Annotated in this window: 26 protein-coding genes; 6 read left to right on the forward strand and 20 right to left on the reverse strand. The window is 71.7% G+C overall.

The window, feature by feature from the left end; translation table 11 throughout:
• Positions 1–143: 143 nt before the first annotated feature.
• The 10 genes from AS97_RS42365 to AS97_RS42410 form a co-directional block, all read right to left on the reverse strand.
• Positions 144–956, reverse strand: coding sequence for an IclR family transcriptional regulator (locus AS97_RS42365; protein WP_210566770.1), 813 nt, complete (start codon positions 954–956; stop codon positions 144–146).
• A gap of 148 nt (positions 957–1104) precedes the next feature.
• A complete protein-coding gene (locus AS97_RS42370; protein WP_210566771.1) occupies positions 1105–1425 on the reverse strand; it encodes a ferredoxin family protein in 321 nt (106 codons plus the stop codon).
• Position 1426: 1 nt separating this feature from the next.
• Positions 1427–2446 (reverse strand): NAD(P)/FAD-dependent oxidoreductase, encoded by a 1020-nt coding sequence (locus AS97_RS42375; RefSeq protein WP_125757266.1) that lies wholly within the window; start codon positions 2444–2446, stop codon positions 1427–1429.
• A gap of 177 nt (positions 2447–2623) precedes the next feature.
• Complete coding sequence (locus tag AS97_RS42380; RefSeq protein WP_059145576.1) at positions 2624–3019, reverse strand: MaoC/PaaZ C-terminal domain-containing protein; 396 nt, start codon at positions 3017–3019, stop codon at positions 2624–2626.
• Positions 3016–3552 (reverse strand): MaoC family dehydratase N-terminal domain-containing protein, encoded by a 537-nt coding sequence (locus AS97_RS42385; RefSeq protein ID WP_086706064.1) that lies wholly within the window; start codon positions 3550–3552, stop codon positions 3016–3018. The genes AS97_RS42380 and AS97_RS42385 overlap by 4 nt, the downstream gene beginning before the upstream one ends.
• The gene (locus tag AS97_RS42390; RefSeq protein WP_059145574.1) at positions 3549–4331 is read right to left on the reverse strand and encodes an IclR family transcriptional regulator; all 783 of its coding nucleotides are present in this window, start codon (positions 4329–4331) and stop codon (positions 3549–3551) included. Before AS97_RS42390 ends, AS97_RS42385 begins: the two co-directional genes overlap by 4 nt.
• 16 nt (positions 4332–4347) lie before the next feature.
• Positions 4348–5211 (reverse strand): alpha/beta fold hydrolase, encoded by an 864-nt coding sequence (locus AS97_RS42395; protein WP_210566772.1) that lies wholly within the window; start codon positions 5209–5211, stop codon positions 4348–4350.
• Positions 5208–6176: a catechol 1,2-dioxygenase gene (locus tag AS97_RS42400; RefSeq protein ID WP_210566773.1), complete on the reverse strand. Its 969-nt coding sequence runs from the start codon at positions 6174–6176 to the stop codon at positions 5208–5210. The genes AS97_RS42395 and AS97_RS42400 overlap by 4 nt, the downstream gene beginning before the upstream one ends.
• On the reverse strand, positions 6173–7510 hold the full coding sequence (locus tag AS97_RS42405; protein ID WP_210566774.1) for a deacylase: 1338 nt from the start codon (positions 7508–7510) through the stop codon (positions 6173–6175). Before AS97_RS42405 ends, AS97_RS42400 begins: the two co-directional genes overlap by 4 nt.
• 114 nt (positions 7511–7624) lie before the next feature.
• Positions 7625–8842, reverse strand: a complete 1218-nt coding sequence (locus AS97_RS42410; protein WP_210566775.1) for a Rieske 2Fe-2S domain-containing protein — start codon at positions 8840–8842, stop codon at positions 7625–7627.
• 244 nt (positions 8843–9086) lie between these two features.
• Here AS97_RS42410 and AS97_RS42415 point away from each other — a divergent pair, with 244 nt between their 5' ends.
• Complete coding sequence (locus tag AS97_RS42415) at positions 9087–10040, forward strand: zinc-binding alcohol dehydrogenase family protein (protein ID WP_059145569.1); 954 nt, start codon at positions 9087–9089, stop codon at positions 10038–10040.
• Positions 10041–10132: 92 nt separating this feature from the next.
• Here AS97_RS42415 and AS97_RS42420 read toward each other — a convergent pair whose 3' ends face one another.
• Both AS97_RS42420 and AS97_RS42425 read right to left on the reverse strand, forming a co-directional pair.
• Entirely contained in the window at positions 10133–10531 is a 399-nt protein-coding gene (locus tag AS97_RS42420) for an acyl dehydratase (protein ID WP_210566776.1), read from the reverse strand.
• Positions 10528–11004 (reverse strand): MaoC family dehydratase N-terminal domain-containing protein, encoded by a 477-nt coding sequence (locus tag AS97_RS42425; RefSeq protein ID WP_210566777.1) that lies wholly within the window; start codon positions 11002–11004, stop codon positions 10528–10530. Before AS97_RS42425 ends, AS97_RS42420 begins: the two co-directional genes overlap by 4 nt.
• Positions 11005–11145: 141 nt before the next feature.
• Here AS97_RS42425 and AS97_RS42430 point away from each other — a divergent pair, with 141 nt between their 5' ends.
• The 3 genes from AS97_RS42430 to AS97_RS42440 are packed head-to-tail and all read left to right on the forward strand — an operon-like array spanning position 11146 to position 15851.
• Positions 11146–12018 carry an alpha/beta hydrolase gene (locus tag AS97_RS42430; RefSeq protein WP_210566778.1) on the forward strand — a complete coding sequence of 291 codons (873 nt, stop codon included), beginning with the start codon at positions 11146–11148 and terminating at the stop codon, positions 12016–12018.
• 18 nt (positions 12019–12036) lie between these two features.
• Positions 12037–14337: a CoA transferase gene (locus tag AS97_RS42435; RefSeq protein ID WP_210566779.1), complete on the forward strand. Its 2301-nt coding sequence runs from the start codon at positions 12037–12039 to the stop codon at positions 14335–14337.
• Positions 14334–15851 (forward strand): AMP-binding protein, encoded by a 1518-nt coding sequence (locus AS97_RS42440; RefSeq protein WP_210566780.1) that lies wholly within the window; start codon positions 14334–14336, stop codon positions 15849–15851. The genes AS97_RS42435 and AS97_RS42440 overlap by 4 nt, the downstream gene beginning before the upstream one ends.
• Here AS97_RS42440 and AS97_RS42445 read toward each other — a convergent pair.
• The 4 genes from AS97_RS42445 to AS97_RS42460 form a co-directional block, all read right to left on the reverse strand.
• The gene (locus AS97_RS42445) at positions 15820–16620 is read right to left on the reverse strand and encodes an alpha/beta hydrolase (protein WP_059145564.1); all 801 of its coding nucleotides are present in this window, start codon (positions 16618–16620) and stop codon (positions 15820–15822) included. The two genes, AS97_RS42440 and AS97_RS42445, sit on opposite strands and share 32 nt — an antisense overlap.
• Positions 16621–16762: 142 nt before the next feature.
• Positions 16763–17065, reverse strand: coding sequence for a hypothetical protein (locus AS97_RS42450; protein ID WP_210566781.1), 303 nt, complete (start codon positions 17063–17065; stop codon positions 16763–16765).
• Between the two features lie 65 nt (positions 17066–17130).
• Positions 17131–17577 (reverse strand): cupin domain-containing protein, encoded by a 447-nt coding sequence (locus AS97_RS42455; protein WP_059145562.1) that lies wholly within the window; start codon positions 17575–17577, stop codon positions 17131–17133.
• Between the two features lie 250 nt (positions 17578–17827).
• A complete protein-coding gene (locus AS97_RS42460; protein ID WP_210566782.1) occupies positions 17828–18889 on the reverse strand; it encodes an Lrp/AsnC family transcriptional regulator in 1062 nt (353 codons plus the stop codon).
• Positions 18890–19013: 124 nt separating this feature from the next.
• Between AS97_RS42460 and AS97_RS42465 the strand changes: the two genes are divergently transcribed.
• Both AS97_RS42465 and AS97_RS42470 read left to right on the forward strand, forming a co-directional pair.
• Entirely contained in the window at positions 19014–20315 is a 1302-nt protein-coding gene (locus AS97_RS42465) for an amidohydrolase family protein (protein ID WP_210566783.1), read from the forward strand.
• Positions 20315–21889 (forward strand): AbgT family transporter, encoded by a 1575-nt coding sequence (locus tag AS97_RS42470; RefSeq protein WP_210566784.1) that lies wholly within the window; start codon positions 20315–20317, stop codon positions 21887–21889. Before AS97_RS42465 ends, AS97_RS42470 begins: the two co-directional genes overlap by 1 nt.
• Before the next feature lie 73 nt (positions 21890–21962).
• Here the strand turns inward: AS97_RS42470 and AS97_RS42475 are convergent, their stop codons facing one another.
• The 4 genes from AS97_RS42475 to AS97_RS42490 form a co-directional block, all read right to left on the reverse strand.
• Positions 21963–22763: a DUF427 domain-containing protein gene (locus tag AS97_RS42475; protein ID WP_059145558.1), complete on the reverse strand. Its 801-nt coding sequence runs from the start codon at positions 22761–22763 to the stop codon at positions 21963–21965.
• The gene (locus AS97_RS42480; protein WP_210566785.1) at positions 22760–22933 is read right to left on the reverse strand and encodes a hypothetical protein; all 174 of its coding nucleotides are present in this window, start codon (positions 22931–22933) and stop codon (positions 22760–22762) included. The genes AS97_RS42475 and AS97_RS42480 overlap by 4 nt, the downstream gene beginning before the upstream one ends.
• Positions 22934–23175: 242 nt before the next feature.
• A complete protein-coding gene (locus AS97_RS42485) occupies positions 23176–24081 on the reverse strand; it encodes a histidine kinase dimerization/phosphoacceptor domain-containing protein (protein WP_210566786.1) in 906 nt (301 codons plus the stop codon).
• Between the two features lie 106 nt (positions 24082–24187).
• Entirely contained in the window at positions 24188–25327 is a 1140-nt protein-coding gene (locus tag AS97_RS42490; protein ID WP_059145556.1) for a CaiB/BaiF CoA-transferase family protein, read from the reverse strand.
• Positions 25328–25352 lie beyond the last annotated feature (25 nt).

Here is a 25352-nt window from a genome sequence, read left to right on the forward strand (position 1 = left end):
CACGCAGCTCGGCGCGGCCTCGGCCCTGCACGGCGCGGTGGCCCTCGCCACCGGGGACGTCTTCAGCGAACGCGGGATAGCCCGGCTGCTCGTCGAGGACCACGGGCTGGGGGTCACGGACCGAGGACTACGACGGACGGGGGCTACGGCTCGGTGCGGTATGCCTCGATCACCGAAAGACGGGTGGTGACGGCCTCCGAGGCGGTCCGCAGCGCCGCGAGCGTACGGGGTACGTTCTGGCGTGCCGTGGGGGCGACGACCGACAGCGCGCCCAGATAGGCGCCGTCCCGGGGCCCGCGCACGGGTATGGCCACGGCGGAATAGCCGAGCCGGTGTTCCTCGCAGTCGGTGGCGTAGCCCTGTGCCTGAATGCGCACGAGTTCGCCCGGGAGCCGGTCGGCGGTGAGGGTGCGGGCGGTCATCCGGCGCATATCGGGGGCCAGTCGCGCCAGCGGGTACTGGTCGGGCAGCAGGGCCAGGGTGAGCTTTCCCGGGGCCGTGCTGTGCAGCTGGAGCAGCCGTCCGCCGATCGAGGCGCCGGCCCGGTTGCGGTGGCGGCCCGCGTTGTCGATGCACAGCAGGTCGCTGCCGTTCGGCACGGACAGGCTCACCGGGCTGTCGAGGGCCTGCGCGAGGTTCTCCAGGGCCGGCCGTGCGGCGTGGCGCAGGGTGCGCTGCCGGGGCGCGCGCAGCCCGATCGAGTACAGCAGCAGGCCGAGCCGGTAGTCCGAGCCGTCCCGCTCCAGCATTTCGCAGGCGACGAGCTCCTGGCAGAGCCGGTGCACCGTGGCCTTGGCGACCCCGGTGCGCGCCGTGAGCTCCGTGAGGCTGAGGGTGAGGTCGCCGTCGCCGAAGGCGGACAGGATGAGCCCGACCTTGCCGAGGACGGACCTGGGGGACCGCCCGTCCGGCCGGGCTTCCTCGCCGTTGCCACGAGGTACCGCTGCAGTCGTCACGACATGCCCTCCTCGCCCGCTGATGCCTGACCAAGGACACCGTTAATTCTGAGGATGGACAATATAGAGATTTTTTTGCCTGGCAGGAATGGTGTGAGTGGTCGGAATCCGGCGGGGGCCACCGGCCGCAGCGCCACGTCCGGTGCGCTCAGCGGCCCCCCACCAGGGCGGTGTCGGCACCCAGCGGGCCGATCGCTCCGGCGCCACCGGGGGTGCCCAGCGGGGCGTCCCGGCCGGGCAGGATCTCCTCGAAGAACCGCCGGTTGTCCGCGCGGTGCTCGGGATCGGCCTTCCGGTCCAGGGTGATCGCCTGCTCCGGGCAGGCGACCTCGCAGGCGCCGCAGTCGATGCACTCCACCGGGTTGATGTAGAGCTTGCGCTCGCCCTCGTAGATGCAGTCGACCGGGCACTCCTCCATGCAGGACCGATCCATGATGTCAACGCAGGACGCGCCGATGACGTAGGCCATGTCAGTTCTCCTTCTCGGTGGAATGCCCGGGGAACAGCGCCGCCTCCGGGTCGATGACCGTGGCGGCGTTGTTGACGGCCGTGGCGGCCTCGCCGAAGCCGACGGAGATCAGGCGCACCTTGCCCGGGTAGTCGGTGATGTCGCCGGCCGCGAAGACGCGGGGGAGGTTGGTGGCCATGTGGGTGTCCACGGCGATCCGGCGCGCCTCCAGGGTGAGGCCCCAGTCCCGCAGCGGGCCGAGGTCGGCGATGAAGCCGAGGGCCGCCACCACGGTCTGCGCGGGCAGGCGCGTGGTGTCCTTCGTGACGCGGTGGCGGACCTCGACCTCGTCCAGCAGCGCACCGCCGTACAGGCCGCTGACCTCGGAGTCCGTGAGGATCTCGATGCCGAGTGCCCGGACCTTCTCCACCGACGCGCGGTGGGCGCGGAACCGCGCGGTGCGGTGCACCAGCCGGACCGAGCGCGCCATGGGGGCCAGCAGGGCCGCCCAGTCGAAGGCGCTGTCGCCACCGCCGACGACCACCACGTCATGGCCGGCGTGGACGGTGGGGTCGGGCACGAAGTACACCTGGCCGCGGCCGAGGAAGTCCTCCCCGGCCGGCAGCGGGCGGGGAGTGAAGGTCCCCACGCCCCCGGTGATCACCACCGCCCCGGCCCGTACGGTCGTCCCCCGGTCGCTGCGGACCACGGGCAGGCCGTCGTCGTAGGACAGCTCCGCCGCGCGGTGGCCGAGGAGATAGCGGGTGCCGTGTGTCTCCGCCTGCGCGACCAGGTTGTCGACCAGGTCGCGGCCGCGGACCGAGGCGAATCCGGCGATGTCGAAGATCGGTTTCTCCGGGTACATCGCGCTGATCTGGCCGCCGCGCTGGGGCAGCACATCCATCACGGCGACACGCAGCCCGCGGAAGCCCGCGCAGTAGGCGCCGTACAGGCCCGACGGGCCGGCGCCGATGATCAGGATGTCCGTCTCGACCACCGCCGCGTCCTCCGCGGCGACCGGCTCAACGTTGAGAACGCTCATGGAAAGGGAGCGTAGGCAGGCCCGGATCACGGTCCAATGGAATCGGTCCGCCTGCCGGGACAGGGCGCGGAACCGGTGGCGCCGGGACACCGTGGCCCGGACACGTGGGAGCGGTGGAACCCAAGGCCCCCGCCGGCCTTGGGTTCCACCGCTCCCACACCCGGACGAGCCGGGCCGTCACCCGGCGAGCGTCACTTCCACCGCCCCCGTGACGCACTCGGAGCCGTCGGCCTTGAGGATGCGCGCGTCCAGACGGACCCGTGCGCCCTCGACCGAGGACACCGTCGCGGCCCAGGTCAGCTGCTCACCGGCCACCGCCGTGGCCACATTGCGCCACGCCACCGACTCCAGCCGGGCGCCCGGCCCGGCCCACTCCAGGGCATTGCGGCTGAGTGTCTCGCCGTGCAACGTCGACTGCACGACCGTGTCGGGAAACCCCTCCGACGCCGCGAACGCGGCGTCGTAGTGGATCCGGTGCGCGTTCCACGACACGGCGCTGAAGCGGAACAGCTGCACACTGGTGTGGGCGTACCGGCGCGGTGGACACTCGGTCCCGGCAGCGGGCGCCGTCATCGGTCACCTCCGGTGGCGTCGAGCACCACGATCGTCTCGTCCACGGACGTCAGCTCGCTCCCGTCGGGCGACAGGAACCGGGTCCGCACGCCCAGGAGGACGAACTCACCCGACCGTCCGTGCTTGTGCCGCGCGGAGACGACCGCACGGGTCGCCGTGATCCGCGTTCCGGCCACCGGGGGCCGGACCAGGCGCACCGACTGGCCGCCGTGCACCTGGCGCACCGGGAGACCTTCGGTGCACGGCGACTCACGCCGGGCGAGGCCATCCGGCCGCAGCTCGTCCTCCGGCGGGCCGTCCTCCCAGCTCATGGTGGCCGCGAGGAACAGGGCGGGCGCCTCGACGGGCCGGCCGTCCGCTTCCAGGGCGCGGGCCCGGCGGATGTACTCGCCGTCGTTGAGGGCGGCGGCGTAACGGCAGAAGTCCTTGACCGTCGGGGTGCCGCAGTCCTCGTCCCGCCACTGGTCGATCAGCTCCCGCGCCCGTGCCAGCACCTCGTCCAGAGCGGGGGAGGACACGGCGGGCGCCGTCACAGCGCCGACCTCAGCGAGCGGCTGATGCCGAGCCCCGCCGTACGCAGCGCGCTGGCATGGGCGATCGCGTCCACCCGGTAGGTCGGCGCCGTGATCGACAGGGCCCCGGCGAGGGTGTTCTGCCGGCCGAAGACCGGGACCGCCATGCTCATATAGCCGAGCCGGACTTCCTCCGCCTCGGTGGCGATGCCCTGGTCGCGTACGCGGTCCAGCTGGGTGCGCAGCCGGCCCGGCGAGGTGATGGTGTGGCGGGTGAACGGCTTGAGCCCGCTCCTGATCACCTCGCCGAACAGGCTGCCGGGGGAGTGGGCGAGGATCGCCTTGCCGGTCGCCGTGCAGTACAGCGGAAGCCGCCCCGCCACCCGCGACTCCTCGCTCAGCCCCCGGTGGGGGAGGATCTTCTCCAGGTACACCACGTCCAGCCCGTCATGGATGGCGAAGTGGATGGTCTCCCGCGTGGCCAGCAGCAGATCCTCCATATACGGCTGGGCCACCTCCCGCAGGATGCGCTGCCGGTGCACCCGCTGCCCGATCTCGAACAGGCGCAGTCCGAGCCGGTAGTTGCAGCCCGCCCGCTCCAGCAGCCCCCATGCGACCAGCTCCTGGGACAGCCGGTGGACGGTCGCCTTCGCCACTCCCGAACGGCGCACCAGATCGGCGAGCGAGAGCGAGTCGTCGTCGGCGGTGAACGCCTCCAGGATGGACCGGACCTTGCCGAGGACGGAGTTCATCGGGTCGGGACAGGCTCTGACCGCTTGGTCGATGGGGACTACGGTCATGGCAGGTACCTCACGATCAGATGGCCGAGGACGCGGCGAGGAACTCCAGGCTGAGCGGGTTGTACAGATCGGCCTTCTCGTGCTGCGGCCAGTGGCCGCACTCGTTGAACACCTCGAGCCGCGCCCCGGGGATCGCCGCCGCGATGGCCTCGGCCTCCGGCACGTCGCCGAGCGGGTTCTTGTTGCCCCACACCACCAGGGTCGGCGCCTTGATCCGGCCCATCCGGTCGGGCCGCAGCAGGTTGCGCTCGCGGGCCTCCGGCTCCTGGAGCGCCAGCAGATTGTGCAGGTTCCGCTGGAAGTCGGGGTGGTGGTAGATGTCGTAACGGATCTGGGTCAGCTCCTCGCCCAGGTCCTCGTCCCAGTGGGCCCACAGCAGCCGCAGCCGCTCCCGGGTGAAGGCGATGTCGTCCTTGAGGGCCGCGTCGCTGGTGGACGTCTTCAGCCGCTCCATGATCGCCGGGTTGATCTTCGTGCCGCCCATGCACAGCAGCTGGAGGGAGGCGATCCGGTCCGGGTGCTCGCTCGCGGCCCACGACCCCACCCAACCGCCCAGCGACTCGCCGACCAGATGGGCGCGCTCGGCGCCGACGGCGTCCAGATAGGCCATCAGGTGCTCGACGTACAGGGGGATCTCGGCCGGGCGGTCGGGCTTGCCCGTGTAGCCGTGGCCCAGCATGTCGATGGAGTGGCAGCGGTAGCGCTCGGCGTGCGCCGGGATGTTCCGTACGAACGCCTCCAGGTGGCCGGTCGTCCCGTGCAGGAACACCACATGCTCGCCGTCCTCGGGACCGGCTTGCAGGGCGCGGGTCTTGAAGTCGCCGGTCTCGACGTAGGCGTGCCGGTAGTCGATGCCCGACAGCTCGTTCCAGATGCTCATGACTGCCTTTCGCTGGTCTGTGCGGGGGCCTGCGCGGGATCGAGGACGGCGACCCCCATGCCGGTGAGCCACTCGGGCATCGGTTCATAGGCCAGCCGCCGGCCCGGGATGTGATCGAGCAGCGCGGACATCAGCAGCCAGGTGCGCAGCTCCTGGGCGCCGTTGCCGGCCACCTTCTCCAGTTCCGCGGTGGTGTACTCGGTGAGGCGGTGCGCCTGTCCCCGCTCCATCCAGGACAGGAACTCCTCGTCGAACGCCGGGTTGAGCGACGCCTCGGCGGCCCGGATGATCTCGCGGCGGCGCACGTCGTAGTCCTGCCAGTTCTCCCGGCCGTTGAGCCAGGCCCCGACCATGAACTCCTCGTCCTCGCCGTCCGGGTCGCGCCAGTCCGGCCAGGGCAGCCGGTGGGACAGCCCGCCGGAGCCGATGACGGCCACCCGGCGGTCGCCGGGGAACGCCAGGACCGCCTCCCGGATCGCCCGGCCCAGCCGTTCGCAGCGCTCCAGGGTGGGCAGCGGCGGCGCGAAGACGTTCACCACCAGCGGTACGAGGTCGACGTCGAGCCCGTCGAGCAGATACTGGACGGCGTGCGACTGGCCGTGGTCGATCTGCAGCCGGGCGGAGAACGCCACGTCGAAACCGGACCGCTCCACGAGCGAACCCGCGAGGTAGAGGGCCAGCTCCCGGTCCACCGGCTGCGGGCCCTTCGGGGTGCCGGACTCGCCGCTGGCGATGCACTCGTCCACCCCGATGGTGAAGCTGGGGATCAGGTCGAGCCAGAACCCCCGGAAGTGGTTGGAGCCGACCAGGACCACCGTGTCGGGGCGGGCCGCGGCCAGCGCCTCCCGCGCCTGGCCGAGGGCGTCCCGGAACCGCTCGGCGCGGTCCTTGTGGTATGTCTCCTCCCAGTGGGTGTTCATCAGCGTGCTGTGCGACGCTCCGACCCCCAGGACGATCCCGGTCATGCCCCTGCTCCTTCCAGCTCGTCGCGGGACCGGGTGACGGTGTCCACGGCCGTGCGGATCAGATGGCGCGTGAGCTTCTCCATGGCCCGCAGCGACACCGTGTTCATGCCGCGGGCGAAGTCGATCTCGAACGGCGCCTCCGCCACCTTGGGCATGCCGACCCGCACGGTGGGGATGCCGCGGCCGCGCAGGATGTTGGCGTCGGTGGCGCCGCTGTTCCCGGGGATCACCTCGTGCTCGCGCCCCTCCAGCGCCTCCCAGGCGGCCGTGGCGCTGCGGTGGATCCACGACTCGCGCGGGGTGCGGGTGCCGGGGATCGCCAGCACCATCTCCGCCCGGACGTCGAGCCCGGGCGAGGCGGCCCGCAGCGCGGCCAGCGCGTCCATGAACTCGCGCTTGGCCCGCATCGGTGTGATGTCCGGGCTGATCCGCAGGTCCACCATGAGGGTGCACACGGCGGGGGTGACCGCCGCCATCCGCGGCCAGCCGCCGCGGATGGCGGAGACGATGCCCTGCGGCGCCACCGTGCCCGAGGTGTGCCGCTCGGCGTACCCCTCGAACCACTTCTCCAGGTACGCGGCCACCTCCCCGGCGCGGGCGATGGCGTTGTCGTACGGGAGCCGGTGGCGGGAGCCCGCGTAGGTGTGGGTGCCGCCGACCGTCACCTCGAACCAGACCAGTCCGACCTCGTCCCATGAGACGGTCCAGCCGGGCTTGGCGATGACCGCGTAGTCGGTCCACACGCCCTGCTCCAGCAGGAACGAACACCCGGCGCCCTGGCCGGTGTTGAGGCGTGTGCCCACGGGCCGGGCGTTGGTGGGCATCCCGCCCGCGCCGAAGGCCGCGACCAGGTCACCGGCGAGCGGGACACCGGCCAGCGAGATCGCCTCGACGGCCATCATCACGCACGCCGCGTGGCCCTTGGGGTTGGCGGCGCCGAGCCCGGTGACCAGGTCGTCGTACATGGTGGCCGCGGGGCGCATGTCCTCGCGCAACTCCGGGCCGATCCACGGCACGTCCTCGCTCTCCTCGCCCACTGTCAGGGTGTCGATGGGGGCGTACAGCATGAGGTCGGGGCCGGTGCCGTCACCGGTCAGCCGCCCCCAGGCGTTGGCCTGGCGGTCGTCGAGGGGCTGGACGGCCGCGTGGCAGCCGGCGGTGCGCAGGGTGTCGGCGATATGGGTGGCCAGCGGGCCCTCGTCGCCGGTGGGGCTGGGGATGTTCACCAGGCCCGTGATCAGCTCGCGGAGCCGGTCGGTGCTGATGTGGCGGGCGGCGTCCAGGGCCCAGGAGCGCTGCCGCTCGTCCAGTCCCGCCAGGCCGTCGGCGGTCACTGGTTGATCCTGTGGACCTGGGTCATCGTGGTCCGCGCGATGCGCTTTGTGGCCAGCGGGATCCCGACGGCGATCGCGGCGCCCAGCAGCAGGGTGAACAGCTTACGGAACATGTCATGCCTTCTCTTCGGGTGCGGACGCACCGTCGACCGCGGCCAGCTTCTTGCCGTACTCCTCCTCGCTCAGATTCCGCCAGGCGGTGAGCGAGATATCGGGCCGGTAGAGCTTCTCCGGCGGGGCGTCGGTGACATCGACCATCCACGCGTCCTGGCCGGAGAACTGGCCGTGGAACAGCCAGCGGATCGCGCCGAGGTACTTGGCGTAGAAGCGCAGGGTCTCCCAGCCCTCGGTGAAGTTGACCATCACACCGACATAGCGGTGGTTGTCCTCGTCGACCGGGACGTAGAACTCGTAGTGGATGAACTTGGGGTAGGCGATGCGCAGCACGCCCGGCATCGACAGGGAGGCGAACCCGGGGAAGTGCTGCGCCTCGATCGTCGGATCGACGCTGTCGGCCTTGCCGGTGTTGCCGATGTTGAAGGTCTCCTTGGGCGGCTGCATCTTCCACCACCGCTTGTTGGACCAGCGGCCCACCCCCGGGAACTCGGCGTCCCAGTGGACCTCGTCCTGGACCCGGAAGATCCACCGGCCACGCGGCACGATCCGGGTGATGTTCCAGGTCGGCATGGGCTTGAACAGCCGCCACAGGGCCGTGCGGTGCAGATACTTGGCGTGGCCCTCGTCGAAGCCGTTCTCGCAGGCGAACCGCCAGTTGCCACCGCGCGGCTCGATCCGGCCGCCCATCACGAAGGCGTTGGAGACGAGCTCTTCCGGAAGCTGGGAGTCGATCGAGTGCGGCTCCTCGTCGGCGATCGGGATGTACACCCACACCATGCCGAGGCGCTCCTCGACCGGGTAGGTGCGCACGCCCAGCTTGCCGGTCAGCCGGCACCCGGGGCCGTCGGTGATGACCGCCGACAGCCGCCCGGTGGGCAGGTCGAAGGTCCAGCCGTGGTACGGGCAGCTCACCGTGCCCGGGAACTGCTGGTTGCCCTCGGACAGCGGCACACCGCGGTGCGGGCACCGGTCGTGCAGGGCGTACGCCGTGCCGTTGTCGCGGATCAGCGCGATCCGCTCGCCGCAGATGGTGAACGGCAGCGGCTTCCCCGTGACCTGGCTGGACCAGGTGACCGGATACCAGTAGCCGCGGAAGCCCGCTGCCGCACCGTCGTAATGGGGCCAGGACGACCAGTCCTGGCGACCGGGCTCGGCGGGTTTTCTGCGGCGGCTCCGGGCGGGGGTGGCCGTGTCGGGAGAGTCCTCGACCGTCATCGTGCGTGTCCTCCTGCTGCCGGTTTTCGGTGGCCCCGAGCATCCGGCGCGACGCGGATCCGCCCAAGGGATCCGGTCCGCTCAGCAGACCGCTCCCTCCCCGGTGGCAGACGAGACGGCGGCCGCGGCGGCGTGTTTCGCTGAGCGGACCCGTCCCGGTGCGCGGACGGCGGGGCGCGGTCTAGCGTGCGCGGGGTCCGCCACACCGAACCGGGCCGTGAGCCCGTGGATACGGAGCGAAAACGTGAGCCACCCGACGTCACAATCCCTGGTGCTGGAGGAGTTCGGCACCCTGCCGCGGCTCGTCGAACGGCCGGTCCCCGAGCCACGGCCCGGCCACACCCTGGTGCGGATGAAGTCGGCCGCCGTCAGCCACCTCGATCTGAACGTCGTCGACGGCAAGTTCGGCATCCTCCCCGACCTGCCGTCGATTCCCGGCACCGCCGGCAGCGGCACCGTCGTCGCCTCCGGCGTCCACCCGGAGGGGAGCCTCGTCCTCCTCCGCGGCAAGGCCCTCGGCATGCGCCGCGACGGTGCCTGGAGCGAGCACGCGCTGGTCCCCGATGCCGCCGTGGAGGCCGTGCCCGAGGGCACGGACCCCGCGATGGCCTGCTGTTACTTCTCCCCGGCGGGGACGGCGTGGGCCTCGGTGCACGCCGTGGCGGGCGTCCAGCCCGGGGAGCGGGTCCTGGTGACCGGGGCGGCCGGTGCGGTGGGCGCACTCACCGTGCAGGTCGCGGCCCGGGCCGGAGCCGAGGTGATCGGCGTGGTGGGCCGCCCCGCCAAACTGCCGCATGTCCCGGCCCCGGCCAAGGTGGTGCTCGCCGCCGACCTGTCCGCCGACGCGGTCGGAGGCCCGGTGGACGTCGTCATCGACACCGTGGGCGGGCCGGTCCTGCGCGACTCCCTGCCGCTGGTGCGTCCCCGCGGCCGGGTCGCCCTCGTCGGCTACACCGCGGGCCGGGAGTTCACCGTGGACCTGGCGGACTTCCTCCTCGCCGATGTGTCGCTGCTGCCCGTGAACCTGATGACCCGTGGGAAGGAGGTCGCCGCCGACACCAAGCGGATGCTCGGCGACCTCACCTCCGGAGAACTCACCCTGCCCATCGAGCACCATCGCATCGACGGCCTGGCGGAAGCCGTGGCACGCCTGCGGTCCGGGGAGGCGATCGGCAAGGTGGTCCTCGATCTCGGCTGAGGGATGCTCCCGGATCCCGCCCGAGGGGTGATCCCGGATCCCGCCCGAGGGACGATCTCGCCCGAGCGATCTCATGCCGACGCGGGGCGCGGTCAGCCCATCAGGACCACGGCCGTGCCCCGGCAGCACACCACATCACCCTGCCCACCGTGTTCGACCAGCTCCAGGGTGACCCGCCCCGTCTCCGGATCGACCTCGCCGACCGTACCGCTCACCACGAGCCGCTCCCCGGCGAGGGCCGGGGCCCGGTTCTGCCACCCGATCTCCAGCACCCGTCCGCCCGGACCCGCGAAGCTCATGGCGGCCCGGTGCATCAGACAGCCGTGCAGCTGCGCCATGACGACCGGGCCGTCCAGCCCCTCGGAACGCGCGAACCCGGTGTCGTAGTGGATGCGGTGGGCATTGCGGGTGACCGCCCCGAACCGCAGCAGTGTGACGGCATCCGGGGTGAACTCCACCGGTGGTACGGGCTGCCCCGTGCGCACCCTCATCGGACGATGAACCTCTCCCGCACCCGGACGAGCGTGCCCCGCTCCGCCGTGTACGTCTTCTCGACGGTCAGCAGCAGGAACGGGCTGCCGCTGCCCTTGCGTTCGACATCCGTGAGGACCCGGCGGACCTGGATCCGGTCGCCCGCCCTCACCTCGCCGGTGAACCGGACCTCTTGGCCGCCCGCCATCAGCCGCACATCCAGGCCATCGGTGCCCGGGACCTCGTCGCGGTACATGCCGTCCGGCCGGAGCTCATCCCGGCCGGCGCCTCCCGCGCCGCGCAACAGGCTCACCAGGTACATCGGGTGGACGGTGAAGTCCGGGTGGCCGGGGTCGACCAGATGCGGTCCGGTCTCCCCGGCCGAGCGCGCGAACTCCGCCGCGTCCTCGGCCCGTACGACCCCCAAGTCCCGGTGTTCCGGGCGGCCGATCGCCGCCCTCGCCCGTTCCTCGGCAACTTCCCACGCGGACATCTACTGCCTTTCTGGGCACGACCACCGCGGACACATTGGACCGGGAGGCTAGCCACCGCCCGGAGGCGGCCACCACGAGACCGGCCCGCTCAGCGGACCGGACCGCTTGGGCGGAGATCACCGGCGCCACACCATCGGGGCATGGACCTCATGAACATCCAGAAGCCGCCGGAGGGCGCCCACGCGGAAGCGGACGGCGTCACGTACCACTACATCGAGCTGGGCAAGCCGGGCGGCAGCCCGACGGTCTTCCTCCACGGCGGCGGCCCCGGGTGCACGGGCTGGTCCGACTTCGGACAGGTGGCGCCGCTGTTCGCCCAGGACCGCCACTGCTTCCTCGTGGACATCCTGCAGTACGGCAAGTCGGCCAAGCCCGTCATCGAAGGCCCCATGTGGGACTACCACGCCGCCAAGACGGTCGCCCTGCTCGACACCCTGGGCATCGAGCGCGCCGACTTCGTGTGCAATTCCTGGGGCGGAACCATCGCGCTGAACCTGGGCGCGAAGTACCCCGAGCGGGTCCGGTCGCTGGCCATCACCGGCAGCATGCCCGTGTTCCACGGCCCGCTGGCCCCGCTGCCCGAAGGCGGCCGGCGCGGCCGCAACGCCCGTGACGTGTACTACGGCGGCACCGGTCCCTCCTGGGGGAAGATGCGGGACCTGATCGCCCGCCTGGAGTGGTACGACGCCGGTGCCATTCCCGACGACACCGTCACCCTGCGCTACGAGCAGAGTCTCGACCCGGAGGAGACCGCCCTCGCCGGCGCCTCCGACAACCCCCGCGGCGACTGGCAGGACCTCACCGCGGAGCTCGGCGCCATCCAGGCCCCCACCCTCTTCATCTGGGGCATGTACGACGCGTTCCTCACCCCCGACTATCCGCTGATGCTCGCCCGCATGGTCCCCAAGGGCAATCTGCACGTCATGGACCTGGTCTCCCACCACCTTCAGGAGGAGCGGCCGCACGACTACTACACGGCGGTCACCGGTTTCCTCAACCAGCAGCACGCCTGAGCATCCCGCGGAGGAGATGTGAGCAACCCGGCCGTACGCGTCGTCGAACTGTCCAGCCCCTTCACCCGGTTCGCGGGCCGGCTCCTGGTCGGCCTCGGATATGAGGTCGTCCTGGTCGAGCCCGAGGAGGGGGATCCGACCCGGCGGGAACTGAACGGTGACGCGTTCGTCCACTGGCACGCCGGTAAACGGTCCGTGACCCCCGCGTCCCCGCGGGACCTGCGGCGCCTGGTGGAGGGAGCGGATGTCCTTCTCGACGGGACACCGGACGGTGCGCCGGAGGCCGTCGCGGGCCTGGACCACCTCGTCCACGTCCGCGTCACCCCCTTCGGGACCGTGGGTCCCCGCAGCCACTGGCAGGGCACCGATCTGGTGGTCGCCGCGCTCGGCGGCATGCTCGCGCAGGTCGGCGACCCGGACGGCCCGCCGCTGCGCCTGCCGGAGAACCAGGCGGAGCAGCTGGCCGGTGTGCACGGCGCGATTGCCGCGTTGCTCGGACTGCGGGCGCGGCGCACCGGGCCGGGCCAGCTCGCCGATGTGTCCGCCCAGGCGTGCGCGGCCGCCGCGCTGGAGGCCGGCACCCTCGCCTATCTGCACGAGGACCGGGTGCCGGGACGTCCCGGCCGGGTGCATCCGCTGGTGCCGCACGGACTGTTCCGGGCCGCCGACGGCTATCTGGGCGGCGGCCTCGGCGGCAGCCCCCGCATGTGGGACGCGCTCCTCGCCTGGCTGCGCGAGGAGGGCGCCGAGGCCGACCTGGCCGAGCCGCGCTGGCAGGATCCGGTGGAGCGCAAGAAGTACCAGGAGCACGTCTTCGAGGTGGTGCAGGACTTCGCGGGCCGGTGGCCGAAGGCCGAATTCGCCGAGTTCGCCCAGTCCAGGAAGCTGCCCTGGGCGTCCGTCGACCTGCCGCACGAGATGCCCGGCAACCCGCAGCTCGCCGCCCGTGACTTCTTCCTCCGGGCCGGGGGCCGCACCGACCTGGGCTTCCCCTTCGCGTTCCCGGAAGGCCACCGGATCAAGGAGCTGGACGTCCCGGAACGGGGCGCGGACCAGCTGCTGCTGCGGGAGCACCGGCCGGCCCCACAGGTGCCCGCGGCGTCCGCGGAACCCGCGCGGCCCGCCCTGCACGGCGTTCGGGTCCTGGATCTGACCTGGGTGCTCGCCGGGCCCTACTGCACCAAGGTGCTCGCCGACCATGGCGCCGATGTCATCAAGGTCGAGTCGCTGGGCCGTCCCGACCCCACCCGGTTCGCGCCCTTCATGCATCTGTCCCGCGGCCCGCACACCGATCCGAACACCAACGGCTACTTCAACGAGGTCAACCGCAACAAGCGCAGCCTGGCCCTGGACACCCGCACGGAGGACGGCATCGCCGTACTCCGCGACCTCATCGCCTCCTGCGACGTCCTGGTGGAGAACTTCAGCGCCACCGTCATGACCAAACTGGGCCTGGGCTACGACGCCCTCCGCGAGATCAACCCCCACCTGGTGTACGTCAGCATGTCCGGCATGGGACACAGCGGCCCGCGCAGCGGCTGGGTGTCCTACGCGGACACCGTGTCGGCCTCCTCGGGGCTCACCGGCCTGACCGGATGGGGCCCGGACGACGTGGTCGGGGTGATCTACGGCCACGGCGACATCGTCGCCGGACTGCAGGCCGCGCTCGCCACCGCCGCCGCCCTGGAACACCGGGAGGAGACCGGGCGCGGACAGCACATCGACCTGTCCCAGCTCGAGGCGATCGCCTCCCATATGGGCACCAGCCTGCTCAACCCCGTCGAGCCCGCCGGGAACACCGATCCGCGGTGGCGCCCGCAGGGCGTGTACCGCTGTCTCGGCGCGGACCGCTGGCTGGCCGTCAGCGTCCGCGACGACACCGAATGGGCCCGGCTGTGCACGGCGATCGGACGCCCCGGCCTCGCCACCGACGAGCGCACCCGCACCGCGGCCGACCGCGCACACCACGCCGACCTGGTCGACGACGCCCTCGCCACCTGGGCCAGGACCCTGCCGGCCGACGCCGCCGCCGAACTCCTCCAGGAGCACGGCATACCCGCGGGCGCGGTGCAGAACGGCCGCGACCTCGTCGAACAGGACCCGCAGCTACGGGCCAGGGGCTTCTACGTCCGCGCGGAACACCCGGTGGCGGGGGCCTTCCTGCACGAGGGGCCGCCCATCCGGCTCACCCGCACACCGGGCGGCGTCCGTACGGCGGCACCCGTGCTCGGCGCCGACACCGACGACGTGCTGCGCGAGGTCGCGGGGCTGCCACCGGAGCGGATCCGCGAACTGCGCGAGTGCGAGGTGCTGCGGTGACCTCCCTGACGATTCCCGGGCTGCTCCACACCGCGGCCCGGGACCACGGGGACCGCCCCTTCCTGCGGATCGGGGGCACCGTCCGCACCTACCGTCAGACGCGAGAGGCCGCCGCCACCATGGCGGGGGCCCTCGTGGCCCGGGGCTGCCGCCCGGGCGACCGTATCGCGGCGATGACGGGCAACCGGATCGAACTCGTCGATCTGTTCCTCGGCGCCGCCTGGCTCGGCGCCGAGCTGGTCCCGCTGAACACGGGGCTGCGCGGCAGCGGGCTGCGGAACGTCCTGGACCAGGCCCGCCCCACCCAGCTGCTCGCGGAGGAGGAGACGGCGGAGCGCCTGCGGGCGGCCGGCTACCGGGGGGCGCTGTGGCTCGCGGGAGGGGACGACGTGCCCCGGCCGGGCCACGGCCCCGCCCTGCCGGCCGCCCCCGTCCGCCCGGGCGACACCGCGTGCGTCCTCTTCACCTCCGGGACCACCGGAACCTCCCGCGGGGTCCGCTGCCCCCACGCCCAGTTCGTCTGGTGGGGGCGCAACGTCTCCGGCGCGCTGCGCCTCACCGCGGACGACGTCCTCCACACCTGCCTCCCGTTGTTCCACACCAACGCCCTGAACGCGCTGGCGCAGGCGATGACCGTGGGGGCGGCGTACACCCTCGCGCCCCGGTTCTCGGCCTCCCGGTACTGGACCGAGGCGGCCGGAGCCGGGGCCACCGTCGTCTATCTGCTGGGCGCCATGGTGCCGATGCTGCTGGCCCAGCCCCCGGGCCCGCACGACCGTGCCCACCGGGCCGTACGCGGACTCTCCCCGGCGACACCGGCCCACGCCTGGCAGCCGTTCCGCGAGCGGTTCGGCGTCACCCTGGTCGACGGATTCGGCTCCACCGAGACCAACCTCGTCATCGGCACCACCCCTGAGGAACAGCGGCCCGGCTACATCGGCACCCTGCGCGACGGCTTCGACGCCCGCGTCGTCGACGAACTGCTCACCCCCGTCCCCGACGGCACCCCCGGCGAGCTCCTGGTGCGCAGCCACCGGCCGTACGCCTTCGCCACCGGCTACCTGGGCGAGCCGGTGGAGCCCGCGGACGCGTGGCGGCGGACGGGGGACCGGGTGGTGCGCGAACCCGACGGCTGGTTCCGGTTCGTGGACCGCATCAAGGACGTCATCCGCCGCCGTGGGGAGAACATCTCCTCCTGCGAGGTCGAGACGGTCGTCCGCGGCCATCCCGCGGTGGCCGACGCTGCCGTCTTCCCCGTGCCGTCCGAGCTGGCGGAGGACGAGGTGATGGTCGCCGTGCTGCCCCGCGCGGGCAGCACCCTCGACCCGGCCGACCTGATCCGCCACTGCGAGCTCGAGCTGCCCCCGTTCGCCGCCCCCCGCTACGTGGACATCCTGCGCGAGCTGCCGCTCACCGAGACCGGCAAGGTGCGCAAGGCGGCGCTGCGGCGGCGTGGCGTCACGGAGACGACGTGGGACCGGGTCAGGGCCGAGGCCGGTCCACCCATGCGGTGACGGCGTCGGCGAACTCCCCGGGCAGCTGCTCGGGCGCCGGTACGTGGCCGCCGGGCAGGACCGCGCTCTCGCAGCCGAGCGTGGCCGCGAACTTCTCCAGCGCGGGCAGCGAGTAGTGGTCCTCCGGGGCGCATACGGCGAGTACCGGGGCCGTGATGTGCGCCAGCCGCTCCTCCATCCGGTACCGGTACACCGCCTGGTGTCCCTCCTCCACCCGGTCCAGCACGGTCAGCGCGTCGATCACATAACGGGTCAGCGCGGCCTCCTCGCCCTCCCGGTAGAAGCCGCGGCGCCTATTCCACAGCTCCACCAGATGCGAGCCGTCCGGCTTCGGATCGACATGATCGACCGGCGGGCGAGCGGGTGCCGCCTCGCGTTTGGTCTCGTCGACGAAGGCCGTGGCCGAGAGCAGCAGACTGCTGACGCGGTCGCCCAGCCGGGCGGCCACCTCCACGGCGACCACACCGCCGGTGTGATGGCCCACCAGGTGGAACGCGTCCAGCCCGAGCCCGTCGGCCAGCGCCTCCACCCCGTCGGCGAACCGCTCGATCGAGTGCGGCCCCTCGGGCTTGGCCGAGGCGCCGAACCCCACGGTGTCCATGGCGATCGCCCGGTGCGCCCGGCCCACCAGGGGCAGCACATCGGCATACTCGGTCCAGGAACGCGGCGTCTGATGCAGCAGCAGCACCGCCTCGCCGGACCCGCACTCCGCGTAGTGCAACTGCCCGAAGGGACTGGGCGCGTAGCCCCGCCGCACCGTGTTCGCCATCGCCGTGAGCCGCCTTCCGATTGACACGAACCGCTCGCCCACTCTCGTCGCCGCCAAGCGGGCGGGACCAGGCGAACGGTCCGCTGTCCGGACCCCGGCGCGGGCGGCCGCAGGACGCTGCCCCGGCCTGCCCCCGGGCGGTTTACTTCGGTGCGGCGGCCGGCCGTACCGCCAGCCCCGTGAACACCGTCCCGCTGAACACGTTCGGCCCCCGCGCCACCCGGCGGCTGCGGCGCAGTAGTCCGGCGATCTTCGCCGACAGCCCCAGCGCCGCGGCCACCGCGTGTACGAACATCGCGCACGCCACCCCGAACGCCGCCATGACCCCCGCGCTGGGGCCGCCCCGGCCGCCCATCGCCACGATGAACCTCATGTCGGGGCCGGGAGTGACGCAGCGGACGAACGCGGCCAGGAGGAACGCCGTGTACAAGGAGGCATCAACCACGGGGGTCATGGTTGGGGCCGGAGGGGGCGGAAGCGAGTGAATGTCGAGGAGTGAGACGGAGCGGGTCAGCCTTTGGAGGGGCGTGGGGCCCGCAGGTGCGCCCGCTCCTTCAGCTCCTCCTCGTCGACCAACGTGAGCATCGGCTGACCCGGCGCGCACACCATGGTCACGACGAACGTGGTCGGCGCGTCCGACAGGGCGTTGGCGTCCTGATAGTGGATCACGTCACCACCCGGCTCCCAGAACGTCCCACCGGCCTCGACCACACGCTCCGGCTCACCCTCGAGCTCGAACCGGACCGCGCCCTCCACCACATAGCCGAACGCCGGCCCCGAGTGGCGGTGCGGAGGGAGCCCGGGGTGACCGGGAGGCCACTCGACACGGATGGTCATTCCCGAACCACCTTCGGGGAAGAAGGGCGGAGTGACGTCTTGCAGCATCTGGACTTCGGGCGGCAACGAGATTTCCGGCCGCTCGTCGGCGGCCCCGTGCGCGGGGTTCCTCTCGGACATGCGTCGCACCTCCGTAACCCTGCCGTGCGCCTTCTGTCTCGCTCGGACAGTTCTGAGACCACTCTGCCCCGCGTCGGCGGCCGCCACAATCCGGGAGCCGACCGCTTCGACGTGCACGTCCCGCAGCACATGACCACCGGCCATCAAGATCAACTTTCGCCAACAGGCCCTGGCGGCGCGGCGACCAGTCCGGACCAGGCCGGACACGTCCCGACGGGTCCGATGCCGAGGCGGGCCGGGCGCCCGCGCATCAGGTGGCCGTGGCACTCCCGGGAGCCGGGGTGGCGAAGGGGCGGAGCGGGACGATGCCCACGCTGTGGCCGCTTCGGTCCAGCAGCCGGCCCATGTGCTTGACGGTGCGCAGCACCACCGAGCGGTCGTCGATGGTCAGTTGCGGCAGCCGCCTGGACAGATGCGCCTCGAAGGCGTGCACATCGCCGACCGCGCGCAGCCAGACGTCGATCACGAGGTTGTGCGGGCCCGCCGTGATCGCACACGATCGCACCTCCCGCACCCCGGCCAGCGCCCGGCTGGTCTCCTCCAGGCGCTCGGCCGGTACGGACGCGAAGTACACCGCGGCCATCGGCCACCCGGACATGGGCCGGGCGAGGTCGCAGCGCAGGCGCACCCGTGAGCCGAGCAGCCCCCGCAGCCTCCGGCGGACCGTGGTCAGAGGCGCCCCGGCGCGCTCCGCCAGGTCGCTGATCGCCATGCGCCCGTCGACGCTCAGCAGCTCCAGGAGCCGCACGTCCAAGGGGTCCCAGCCGGACGCCCCCGGCGGGAGCGGCTCGACCGGCGGGAGCGCCCCCTCGAGCCGCGCGCACTGCGCGGCGTCCAGAGCGCGAAGCCGCCACCGGCTGCCCTCGGAGGGCAGGGCCGTCGTCACATGCGTACGTGTCGCCCGCACCCCTGGCGCGCCCCGGAAGAGGAGCGTGCTGAGCTGGGCGAGCTCACCCAGGTCCGAAGCCTGCAGCGCGATCACCAGATCCCGGCTTCCCGCCGTGAGCTTGACGTTCGCCACCGAGGGCTCGGCCGCCAGGGCCTCGGCCACGTCCTCCCCGACCCCGGGCTCGGTGTCGACCTCGACGATGCCGGTCACCACGACCCGGGAGTCGGACAGCTGCGGGTAGGCGGTCACCCAGGCCAGCCCCGCTTCCTGGAGCCGCTGCCAGCGTCGGGCGGCCGTCACCGGGTTCACCGCGAGGACATCACCGACAAGTGTCCACGGGGCTCTGGGATGGATCTGCAGCGCGTGTACGAGGCCGCGATCCAACTCGTCGAGGTCATGCGCGGCGTAATCCTGCGTTTGCATGGGCGGCGCTTTTCTGCGTATCGCATGTGAATCTCGATGGAATGCTGCATGATAACACCCGAAACACGCGATGGATCGACACTCCTCCCCACCAGTTCCCTCAACGAGGAGTGAGATCTCGCTCATGACGGATGCCACCACGTCCGAGACCACCAGGACCGCTCTGCGCGTGGAGAACGCCACGATGATCGACGGCACTGGGGCGACCCCGATCGCGGACGCCGTCGTCATCGCCGACGCCGAAGGAACGATCACCTACGCGGGCCCGGCGGCGACCGCGCCCCCGGCCTCCGGCGACGCCTTCACCGGTCGTGTCATCGACGCCGGCGGCCGCACCGTGCTGCCGGGTTTCTTCGACTGCCACACCCACCTCGCCTACGCCCATGCGACACCGCCCGGCCGCCGCGGTGAGCTCGACCCGGTCCTGGTCACCTACGACACCGCCACGCGGCTGCGGCAGACTCTCGACGCGGGCGTCACCACCGTCCGGGACCTGGGCGGCCTGGCCACCGGCTACCGCACCGCCGTCGAGACCGGGCGGATCACCGGCCCCCGGGTGCACACCGCCGTACGGATCATCAGCCACACCGGCGGCCACGCCGATGTGCGCCTGCCCGACGGCACCGACCTCAGCGGCGGTGAGATGTCCGAGCTGGCCGACACCGTGGACGAGGCGCGCCTGGCCGTGCGCAAGGTGCTGCGCGCGGGAGCCGACCTGGTCAAGATCTGTGCCACCGGCGGCATGGGAAGCCCGTACGACCAGCCGGACGACGAGGGGCTCCTGGAGGAGGAGATCCGCGCCGTGGTCGACGAGTGCCGGCGCCACGGCGGCAAGCCGGTGGCCGCGCACGCCCAGGGGAACGCGGGCATCCTCAACGCCATCCGCGGCGGCGTCACCAGCATCGAGCACGGCTACGGCCTGGACGACCGGGCCCGGGAGATGGCGGGGGAGCGCGGCGTCTTCGTCGTCCCGACCCTCTCCACCGTCTACGCGGGCATCGACAAGGCCACCATGGAGCCCTATCACTACGAGAAGAAGGTGCGCTGGTCCGGCATCACCAAGGAGAACATCTCCCGCGCCATCGAGCAGGGGACCCGGATCGCGCTCGGCACCGACGCCGCCGTCTGCCCGCACGGCCAGAACCTGATGGAGCTCAGCTACCTCGTCGACCTGGGCATGGACCCCATGGACGCCATCGTGGCCGGCACCCGGACCGCCGCCGAACTCCTCGGCGTCGCCGACCGGCTCGGCACACTGGCCCCCGGCCGCGTCGCCGACCTCCTCGTCTGCGAGGGAGACCCGCTCGCGGACATCGGTGTGCTCGGCGATCCCGCCAACGTCGTGTGCGTCGTGCAGGACGGCCATGTCCGCAAGGACACCAAGGGCCTCCTGCCGTCGGCCACGCCGGCCGGAAGGCGGCCCTGATGCCGACGGTGACCGGATTGCCCGCCCCCGGGGGTACCTCCCCGGACAAGGATCGGCGCGGCGGCCTCGACCGGGTCCTCTCCTTCATCGAACGGGCCGGCAACGCCCTGCCCAACCCCATCGTGCTGTTCGCCGGGCTCTTCGTGCTGCTGGCCGTTCTCTCCACCGTCCTCGCCCTCATCGGCGTCTCCGTCACCGTCCCCGGCACCGATGACACCAAGGACATCGGTGGGCTGCTCACCGGTGAGGGGCTGCGCTGGCTGCTGGAGAACCTGATCCCCAACTTCGCCACCTTCCCGCCGATCGGCGCCGTCCTGGTGCTGATGATGGTGGTCGGACTCGCGGAGAAGACCGGTCTGCTGGAGACCGCGATGCGGGCCTCACTGGCCCGGGTGCCGCGTGCCGTGCTGCCGTACGCGGTGGCGGTCATCGCCAGCCAGGCGCACATGATGAGCGATGTCGGCGCCATCGTGCTGCCCCCGCTGGCGGCCCTGGTGTTCAAGAGCGCCGGGCGCCATCCCGTGGCGGGCCTCATCGGCGGTTTCGCCTGTGTCACCGCGGGCTACGCGGCCGGATTCACCATCGGCTCGCTCGACGCCCTGTACGTGGGCATCACCCAGCAGGCGGCCTCGGTGCTCCCGGTCGCCGAGGGCCTCCATATCCATGTGCTCATCAACTACTTCTTCACCGCCGCCAGCAGTGTCGTCCTGGGGCTGCTCGGCGGATTCCTCATCAGCCGCGTCCTCGAACCACGTCTGGGCCCCTACCGGGCGGCCGAGAGTGGCGAGACCCCGCGGGAGGACCTGACGCTCACCCCGGCGCAGCGCAAGGGGCTCGCGTACACCTGCGCGGGTGTCGGCCTGTACCTGGCGGCGGTCCTCGCGCTCTGGCTGCCACCGGGCGCCCCGCTGCGCGGAGAGGGCGGTGCCTTCGTGCCCTCGCCCGTGCTCAGCGGTGTCGTCCTGGTCCTCTTCGGTGCCTTCCTGATCGCCGGGCTCACCTACGGCTTCACGGTCAGGAAGCTCACGGGCACCGAGGACGTGGTCACTGCCATGACCGACTCGGTGAAGAACATGTCCGGCTACATCGTGATGATGTTCTTCGCGGCCCAGGTCATCGCGCTCTTCACCTGGTCCAACCTCGGGGTGCTGCTGGCGGTGAAGGCCGCGGCGCTGTTCAACGCCATCGGTGTGACCGGCTTTTGGGCGATCATCGCGTTCGTCCTGCTGGCCTCGTGCCTCAACCTGGTGATCCTCTCCGGATCCGCCCTGTGGTCCCTGGTCGGTCCCGTGTTCATCCCGGCGTTCATGCTGATGGACATGAGTCCGGCGCTCAGCCAGGCGGCCTTCCGCATCGGTGACTCGGCGACCGGCGCCATCACTCCCATGAACCCGTATCTCCTCCTCATCCTGGCGATGGTCCGCGAATACGAACCGGAAGCCCGACTGGGGACTCTCATCTCCCGGCTCGCCATCTTCGTGGTGCCGTTCCTGGTGGTGTGGCTGGCGATCCTCGGCATCTTCTACGGCCTGGACCTGCCGCTCGGTCCCGGAGCGGCTATCGGCGTCAAATGACGCTCCCCGATCACATGGTGGTGCCGTCCCCATACCCGTGGGGACGGCACCACCACGTGATCGGGTGGTGCCCCTACCGGTGTCCGTTCTCCCAGATCACCCTGTTGACCGGGGCGGGGCGGGGGAGCGGCCGGCCGTCCAGATGGAGGTCGACCTTTTCGTTGTAGAAGGCGACCAGCCCCGCGATGGGGGAGACCTGCCGGGTCGGGAAGTCGTATGCCCAGGCGAGGTCCGGGTAGGTGGCCGTGTCGGTCCGCACGGCCCAGTAGCCGCTCGTTGTCCCTTTGTACGGACAACCGGTGACGGTGTCGGTGGGGTCCATGCGCGTCCAGTCGAGATACACCCGGTCCAGGTAGTAGCGCGTCGGAAGCCCGGTCTCCAGCACCATCACCGAGTTCGGGGCGTCGGCCAGCACGGTACCGTCCAGTTCCACGCGGAGACCGCGGCCCGAGCGGAGTGCGTCGACGCGGGTGTAGGGACTCCTGGGGTGGACGAACACCTGCTCGTCCTCCTCGTACCAGGCGTCGATGGCCTCCCACCGGAAGCTGACGTGGCCGACGATGCCGGAAGGCGCGTCCTCGGCCCACTCCCAGGCCGCGCCGGGGCGGGTCAGCGAGCCCAGTCGGAGGGTCTGGCGGTGCGCTCCGCCGACCTTCAGCGTCAGGTTCCGGCCCTCGTCGGCCAGTGCCCCCTCGGCGATGTCGTCGCGGGGAACGCAGTACTGCGGATAGCCCGGCCAGAGCCACACATAGCGCGCCCGCACCGTGTCGAAGACGAGGTGACCGGCGACATAGCCGCGGATGCGGCGCGGTACGGGCTCCACATGCCCGACCGGAACGATCATCCCGGGGTAGTCCGGCGGGTACTCGGTCATGCCTCTTCCAGGGCCTCTCCGAACTCGCGCAGCGCCTTGCCGTGCTGGCTGTGGGCGAGCCCGTGCCCGATCGCTATGGCCGCCGCGACCGGCCACTCGATGATCCCGACCACGGCGAGAAGGCCGACGCCCGCGAGAAAGCAGAGCTGTTCCTCCGACGGAAGCTCCACCCGCCGCCCCCCGAAGAACACGGTGACCGAATGGCGCGAGCAGACGCGGTCGGCCGCGGCGCGGGGTCCGTGGGATCCTCTCTTCGCGGCCGGAGCCGGTGCCCGGGAGTCTGCGCTGGTGGGAGATGGTGTCTTGGTCGCTCTGGGCATTGCTTCGATCCGTTCATCGGTCGGTGACGGAACATTCGCGCGATGACACTTTCCACCCTAATCCCACCCCTACAGCTCATGCCCGATGGCAGCTACTTGCCATGATTTCGGCCGGTCCGGCGAGAAGCACGCGGTTGCGTCCACGGCCGGTGTATGCGGTCAGAGTGGCTCGCTCCGGTTGCGGACAGGGGCTCGCAGAAGCATCGGTGGCGGCCTTGGCTTCGAGCCGAATCGTGGCCGCCGGTCACGGCTGACGCAACCGAGGAAGCGAGTACGAGAGCGGTTTTACGCAAGGCACGGGTGATCCGCCAGGTCGCCTCCCGGAGTTCGGTGAGGACCTCCTGGGACTCCTGGTGGGCCTGGTGCAGCAGGGCGTCCACCTGCTCGGGGTTGCGGCCGCGGCGCGCCCGGCCGAGCAGCATGGCGAGTGCCACCAGGCGCTGCTGGATGCCGTCGTGGAGATCGCGCTCGATGCGGCGGCGCTCGGCGTCGACGGACTGGAGGACCGCGGCCCGGCTGGTGGCCAGTTCGTCGATGCGCTGCCGCAGCAACTCCCGCTCCGACGGCCCGAAGCACTCCCGGGCCAGCCGGGCGTCCAGCGCCGCGAGAGAGTAGATGCCCTGCACGTCCAGGAACAGCAGCACACCGCCGAGCAGTGCCTGGGTGAGGAGTTCCTGGAGGTCGAGGCGGCCCTGGACCAGCCGCGTGGCCGGCACCGCGGCGAGGATGACACCGAACCCCGGCAGACCCACGACGATGGTGCACAGCATCCCCGTGTAGCTGCGGATCGCCAGATAGCGCAGGACCTTCTGGTCGGACGACTTGTAGTGCTCGGGGAAACGATCGCCGAAGAAGACGAAGCGGCGCGCCCGGTCCAGCCCCGCGAGCCGACGGGCCCCGGAGGCGAGCGCGGCCAGGGCGCCGGGCCGGGTGCGCGGCCATAGCAGGGAAGGGGGCATGGCCGTGCCGACGATCAGCAAGTAGAGAAATCCGAGCATGGCCGTGGTGTTCTCCGCAGTGCTCGCCCTGCGGGTAACCGCAGATCAGCCGGGTGCCGGGCCACTCGGGCAGACCACGCGCGGCACCCGCCCCTGCCGGGCCGGCTCAGGAGAACTCGGCCCGCACCGCCTCCGTGTGCTCGCCGAGCCCCGGCACCGGCCGCATCGGCGCCCTGCGGCCCGCCACCTCCACCGGCGGCAGCAGACCGCGCAGCGGCCCGACCGGGGAGCCGAACTCGCCCCAGCGGTCGCGGGCGTCGAACTGGGGATGGGCACCGAACTCCGCGATGTCGCGCAGCCGGGCATTGGCGATGCCCGCCCCGTCCAGCAGCGCGATCAGTCCCTCGGCGGTGTGGTCCGCGAAGCACGACTCCAACTCGGCTGTCAGCTCCTCGTCATGGGTACGGCGCAGGGGATTGTCCGCGAAGCGCGGATCGCGGATCAGCTCCGGGCGGCGGAGCACCCGCTCGCACAGCGCGGCCCATTCACGATCGCTCTGCACACTCAGGAACACCTGAGCGCCGTCCCCACAGCGGTAGGCGCCGTACGGCGAGATCGACGGATGGCGCGCGCCGCTGCGGACGACCCCGGCCCCGCCGTACGCCTGGGCGAAATAGGGGTGGCCCATCCACTCGCCCAGCGCGTCGAGCAGGCTCACACTCAGGTCCGTCCCCGCACCGGTGCGCTCCCGCTCGTAGAGCGCGGTGAGGATGCCGGTGTAGGCGTACATCCCGCCCGCGATATCGGCGATCGAGATCCCGGGGCGGGCCGGGGCCTCCGGGCTGCCGGTGATCGACAGCAGCCCCGCCTCGCACTGGATGAGCAGGTCGTACGCCTTCTTCTCGCGGTACGGGCCGCTGTCCCCGTACCCGGAGATCGCGCAGGTGATCAGGCGGGGATACGCGGGCCGCAGCATCCGCGCTCCCAGGCCAAGCCGGTCCACGGCGCCGGGCGCCAGATTGTGCACGAAGACATCGGCGCGGGCGAGCATCGCATCGAGCAGCGCCCGGTCGCCGTCGTCCTTGACGTCGAGGACGACGCTCTCCTTACCGCGGTTGATCCAGACGAAGTACGCCGACGCGCCCTTGACCTCGCGGTCGTAGTCCCGGGCGAAGTCGCCGTGCCCCGGCCGCTCCACCTTGATGACCCTGGCTCCCAGATCGGCGAGCTGGCGGGTGGCGAACGGGGCGGCGACGGCCTGCTCCAGGGCGACGACGGTGATGCCTTCCAGCGGCTGCGCGGACACGGGCGGCTCCTTCGCTTCGATGCGG

Origin of the sequence: Streptomyces sp. AgN23 (assembly GCF_001598115.1) — a bacterium.
GTDB lineage: Bacteria > Actinomycetota > Actinomycetes > Streptomycetales > Streptomycetaceae > Streptomyces > Streptomyces antimycoticus.

What these genes read in the sequence shown, in the direction of transcription:
- AS97_RS42410 (WP_210566775.1), bottom strand. Translation starts at nt 8,842, where the DNA reads ATGACGGTCGAGGACTCTCCCGACACGGCCACCCCCGCCCGGAGCCGC.
- AS97_RS42370 (WP_210566771.1), bottom strand. Translation starts at nt 1,425, where the DNA reads ATGGCCTACGTCATCGGCGCGTCCTGCGTTGACATCATGGATCGGTCC.
- AS97_RS42445 (WP_059145564.1), bottom strand. Translation starts at nt 16,620, where the DNA reads ATGGCGAACACGGTGCGGCGGGGCTACGCGCCCAGTCCCTTCGGGCAG.
- AS97_RS42470 (WP_210566784.1), top strand. Translation starts at nt 20,315, where the DNA reads ATGCCGACGGTGACCGGATTGCCCGCCCCCGGGGGTACCTCCCCGGAC.
- AS97_RS42455 (WP_059145562.1), bottom strand. Translation starts at nt 17,577, where the DNA reads ATGTCCGAGAGGAACCCCGCGCACGGGGCCGCCGACGAGCGGCCGGAA.
- AS97_RS42475 (WP_059145558.1), bottom strand. Translation starts at nt 22,763, where the DNA reads ATGACCGAGTACCCGCCGGACTACCCCGGGATGATCGTTCCGGTCGGG.
- AS97_RS42390 (WP_059145574.1), bottom strand. Translation starts at nt 4,331, where the DNA reads ATGACCGTAGTCCCCATCGACCAAGCGGTCAGAGCCTGTCCCGACCCG.
- AS97_RS42395 (WP_210566772.1), bottom strand. Translation starts at nt 5,211, where the DNA reads ATGAGCATCTGGAACGAGCTGTCGGGCATCGACTACCGGCACGCCTAC.
- AS97_RS42430 (WP_210566778.1), top strand. Translation starts at nt 11,146, where the DNA reads ATGGACCTCATGAACATCCAGAAGCCGCCGGAGGGCGCCCACGCGGAA.
- AS97_RS42380 (WP_059145576.1), bottom strand. Translation starts at nt 3,019, where the DNA reads ATGACGGCGCCCGCTGCCGGGACCGAGTGTCCACCGCGCCGGTACGCC.
- AS97_RS42425 (WP_210566777.1), bottom strand. Translation starts at nt 11,004, where the DNA reads ATGTCCGCGTGGGAAGTTGCCGAGGAACGGGCGAGGGCGGCGATCGGC.
- AS97_RS42465 (WP_210566783.1), top strand. Translation starts at nt 19,014, where the DNA reads ATGACGGATGCCACCACGTCCGAGACCACCAGGACCGCTCTGCGCGTG.
- AS97_RS42400 (WP_210566773.1), bottom strand. Translation starts at nt 6,176, where the DNA reads ATGACCGGGATCGTCCTGGGGGTCGGAGCGTCGCACAGCACGCTGATG.
- AS97_RS42420 (WP_210566776.1), bottom strand. Translation starts at nt 10,531, where the DNA reads ATGAGGGTGCGCACGGGGCAGCCCGTACCACCGGTGGAGTTCACCCCG.
- AS97_RS42375 (WP_125757266.1), bottom strand. Translation starts at nt 2,446, where the DNA reads ATGAGCGTTCTCAACGTTGAGCCGGTCGCCGCGGAGGACGCGGCGGTG.
- AS97_RS42485 (WP_210566786.1), bottom strand. Translation starts at nt 24,081, where the DNA reads ATGCTCGGATTTCTCTACTTGCTGATCGTCGGCACGGCCATGCCCCCT.
- AS97_RS42460 (WP_210566782.1), bottom strand. Translation starts at nt 18,889, where the DNA reads ATGCAAACGCAGGATTACGCCGCGCATGACCTCGACGAGTTGGATCGC.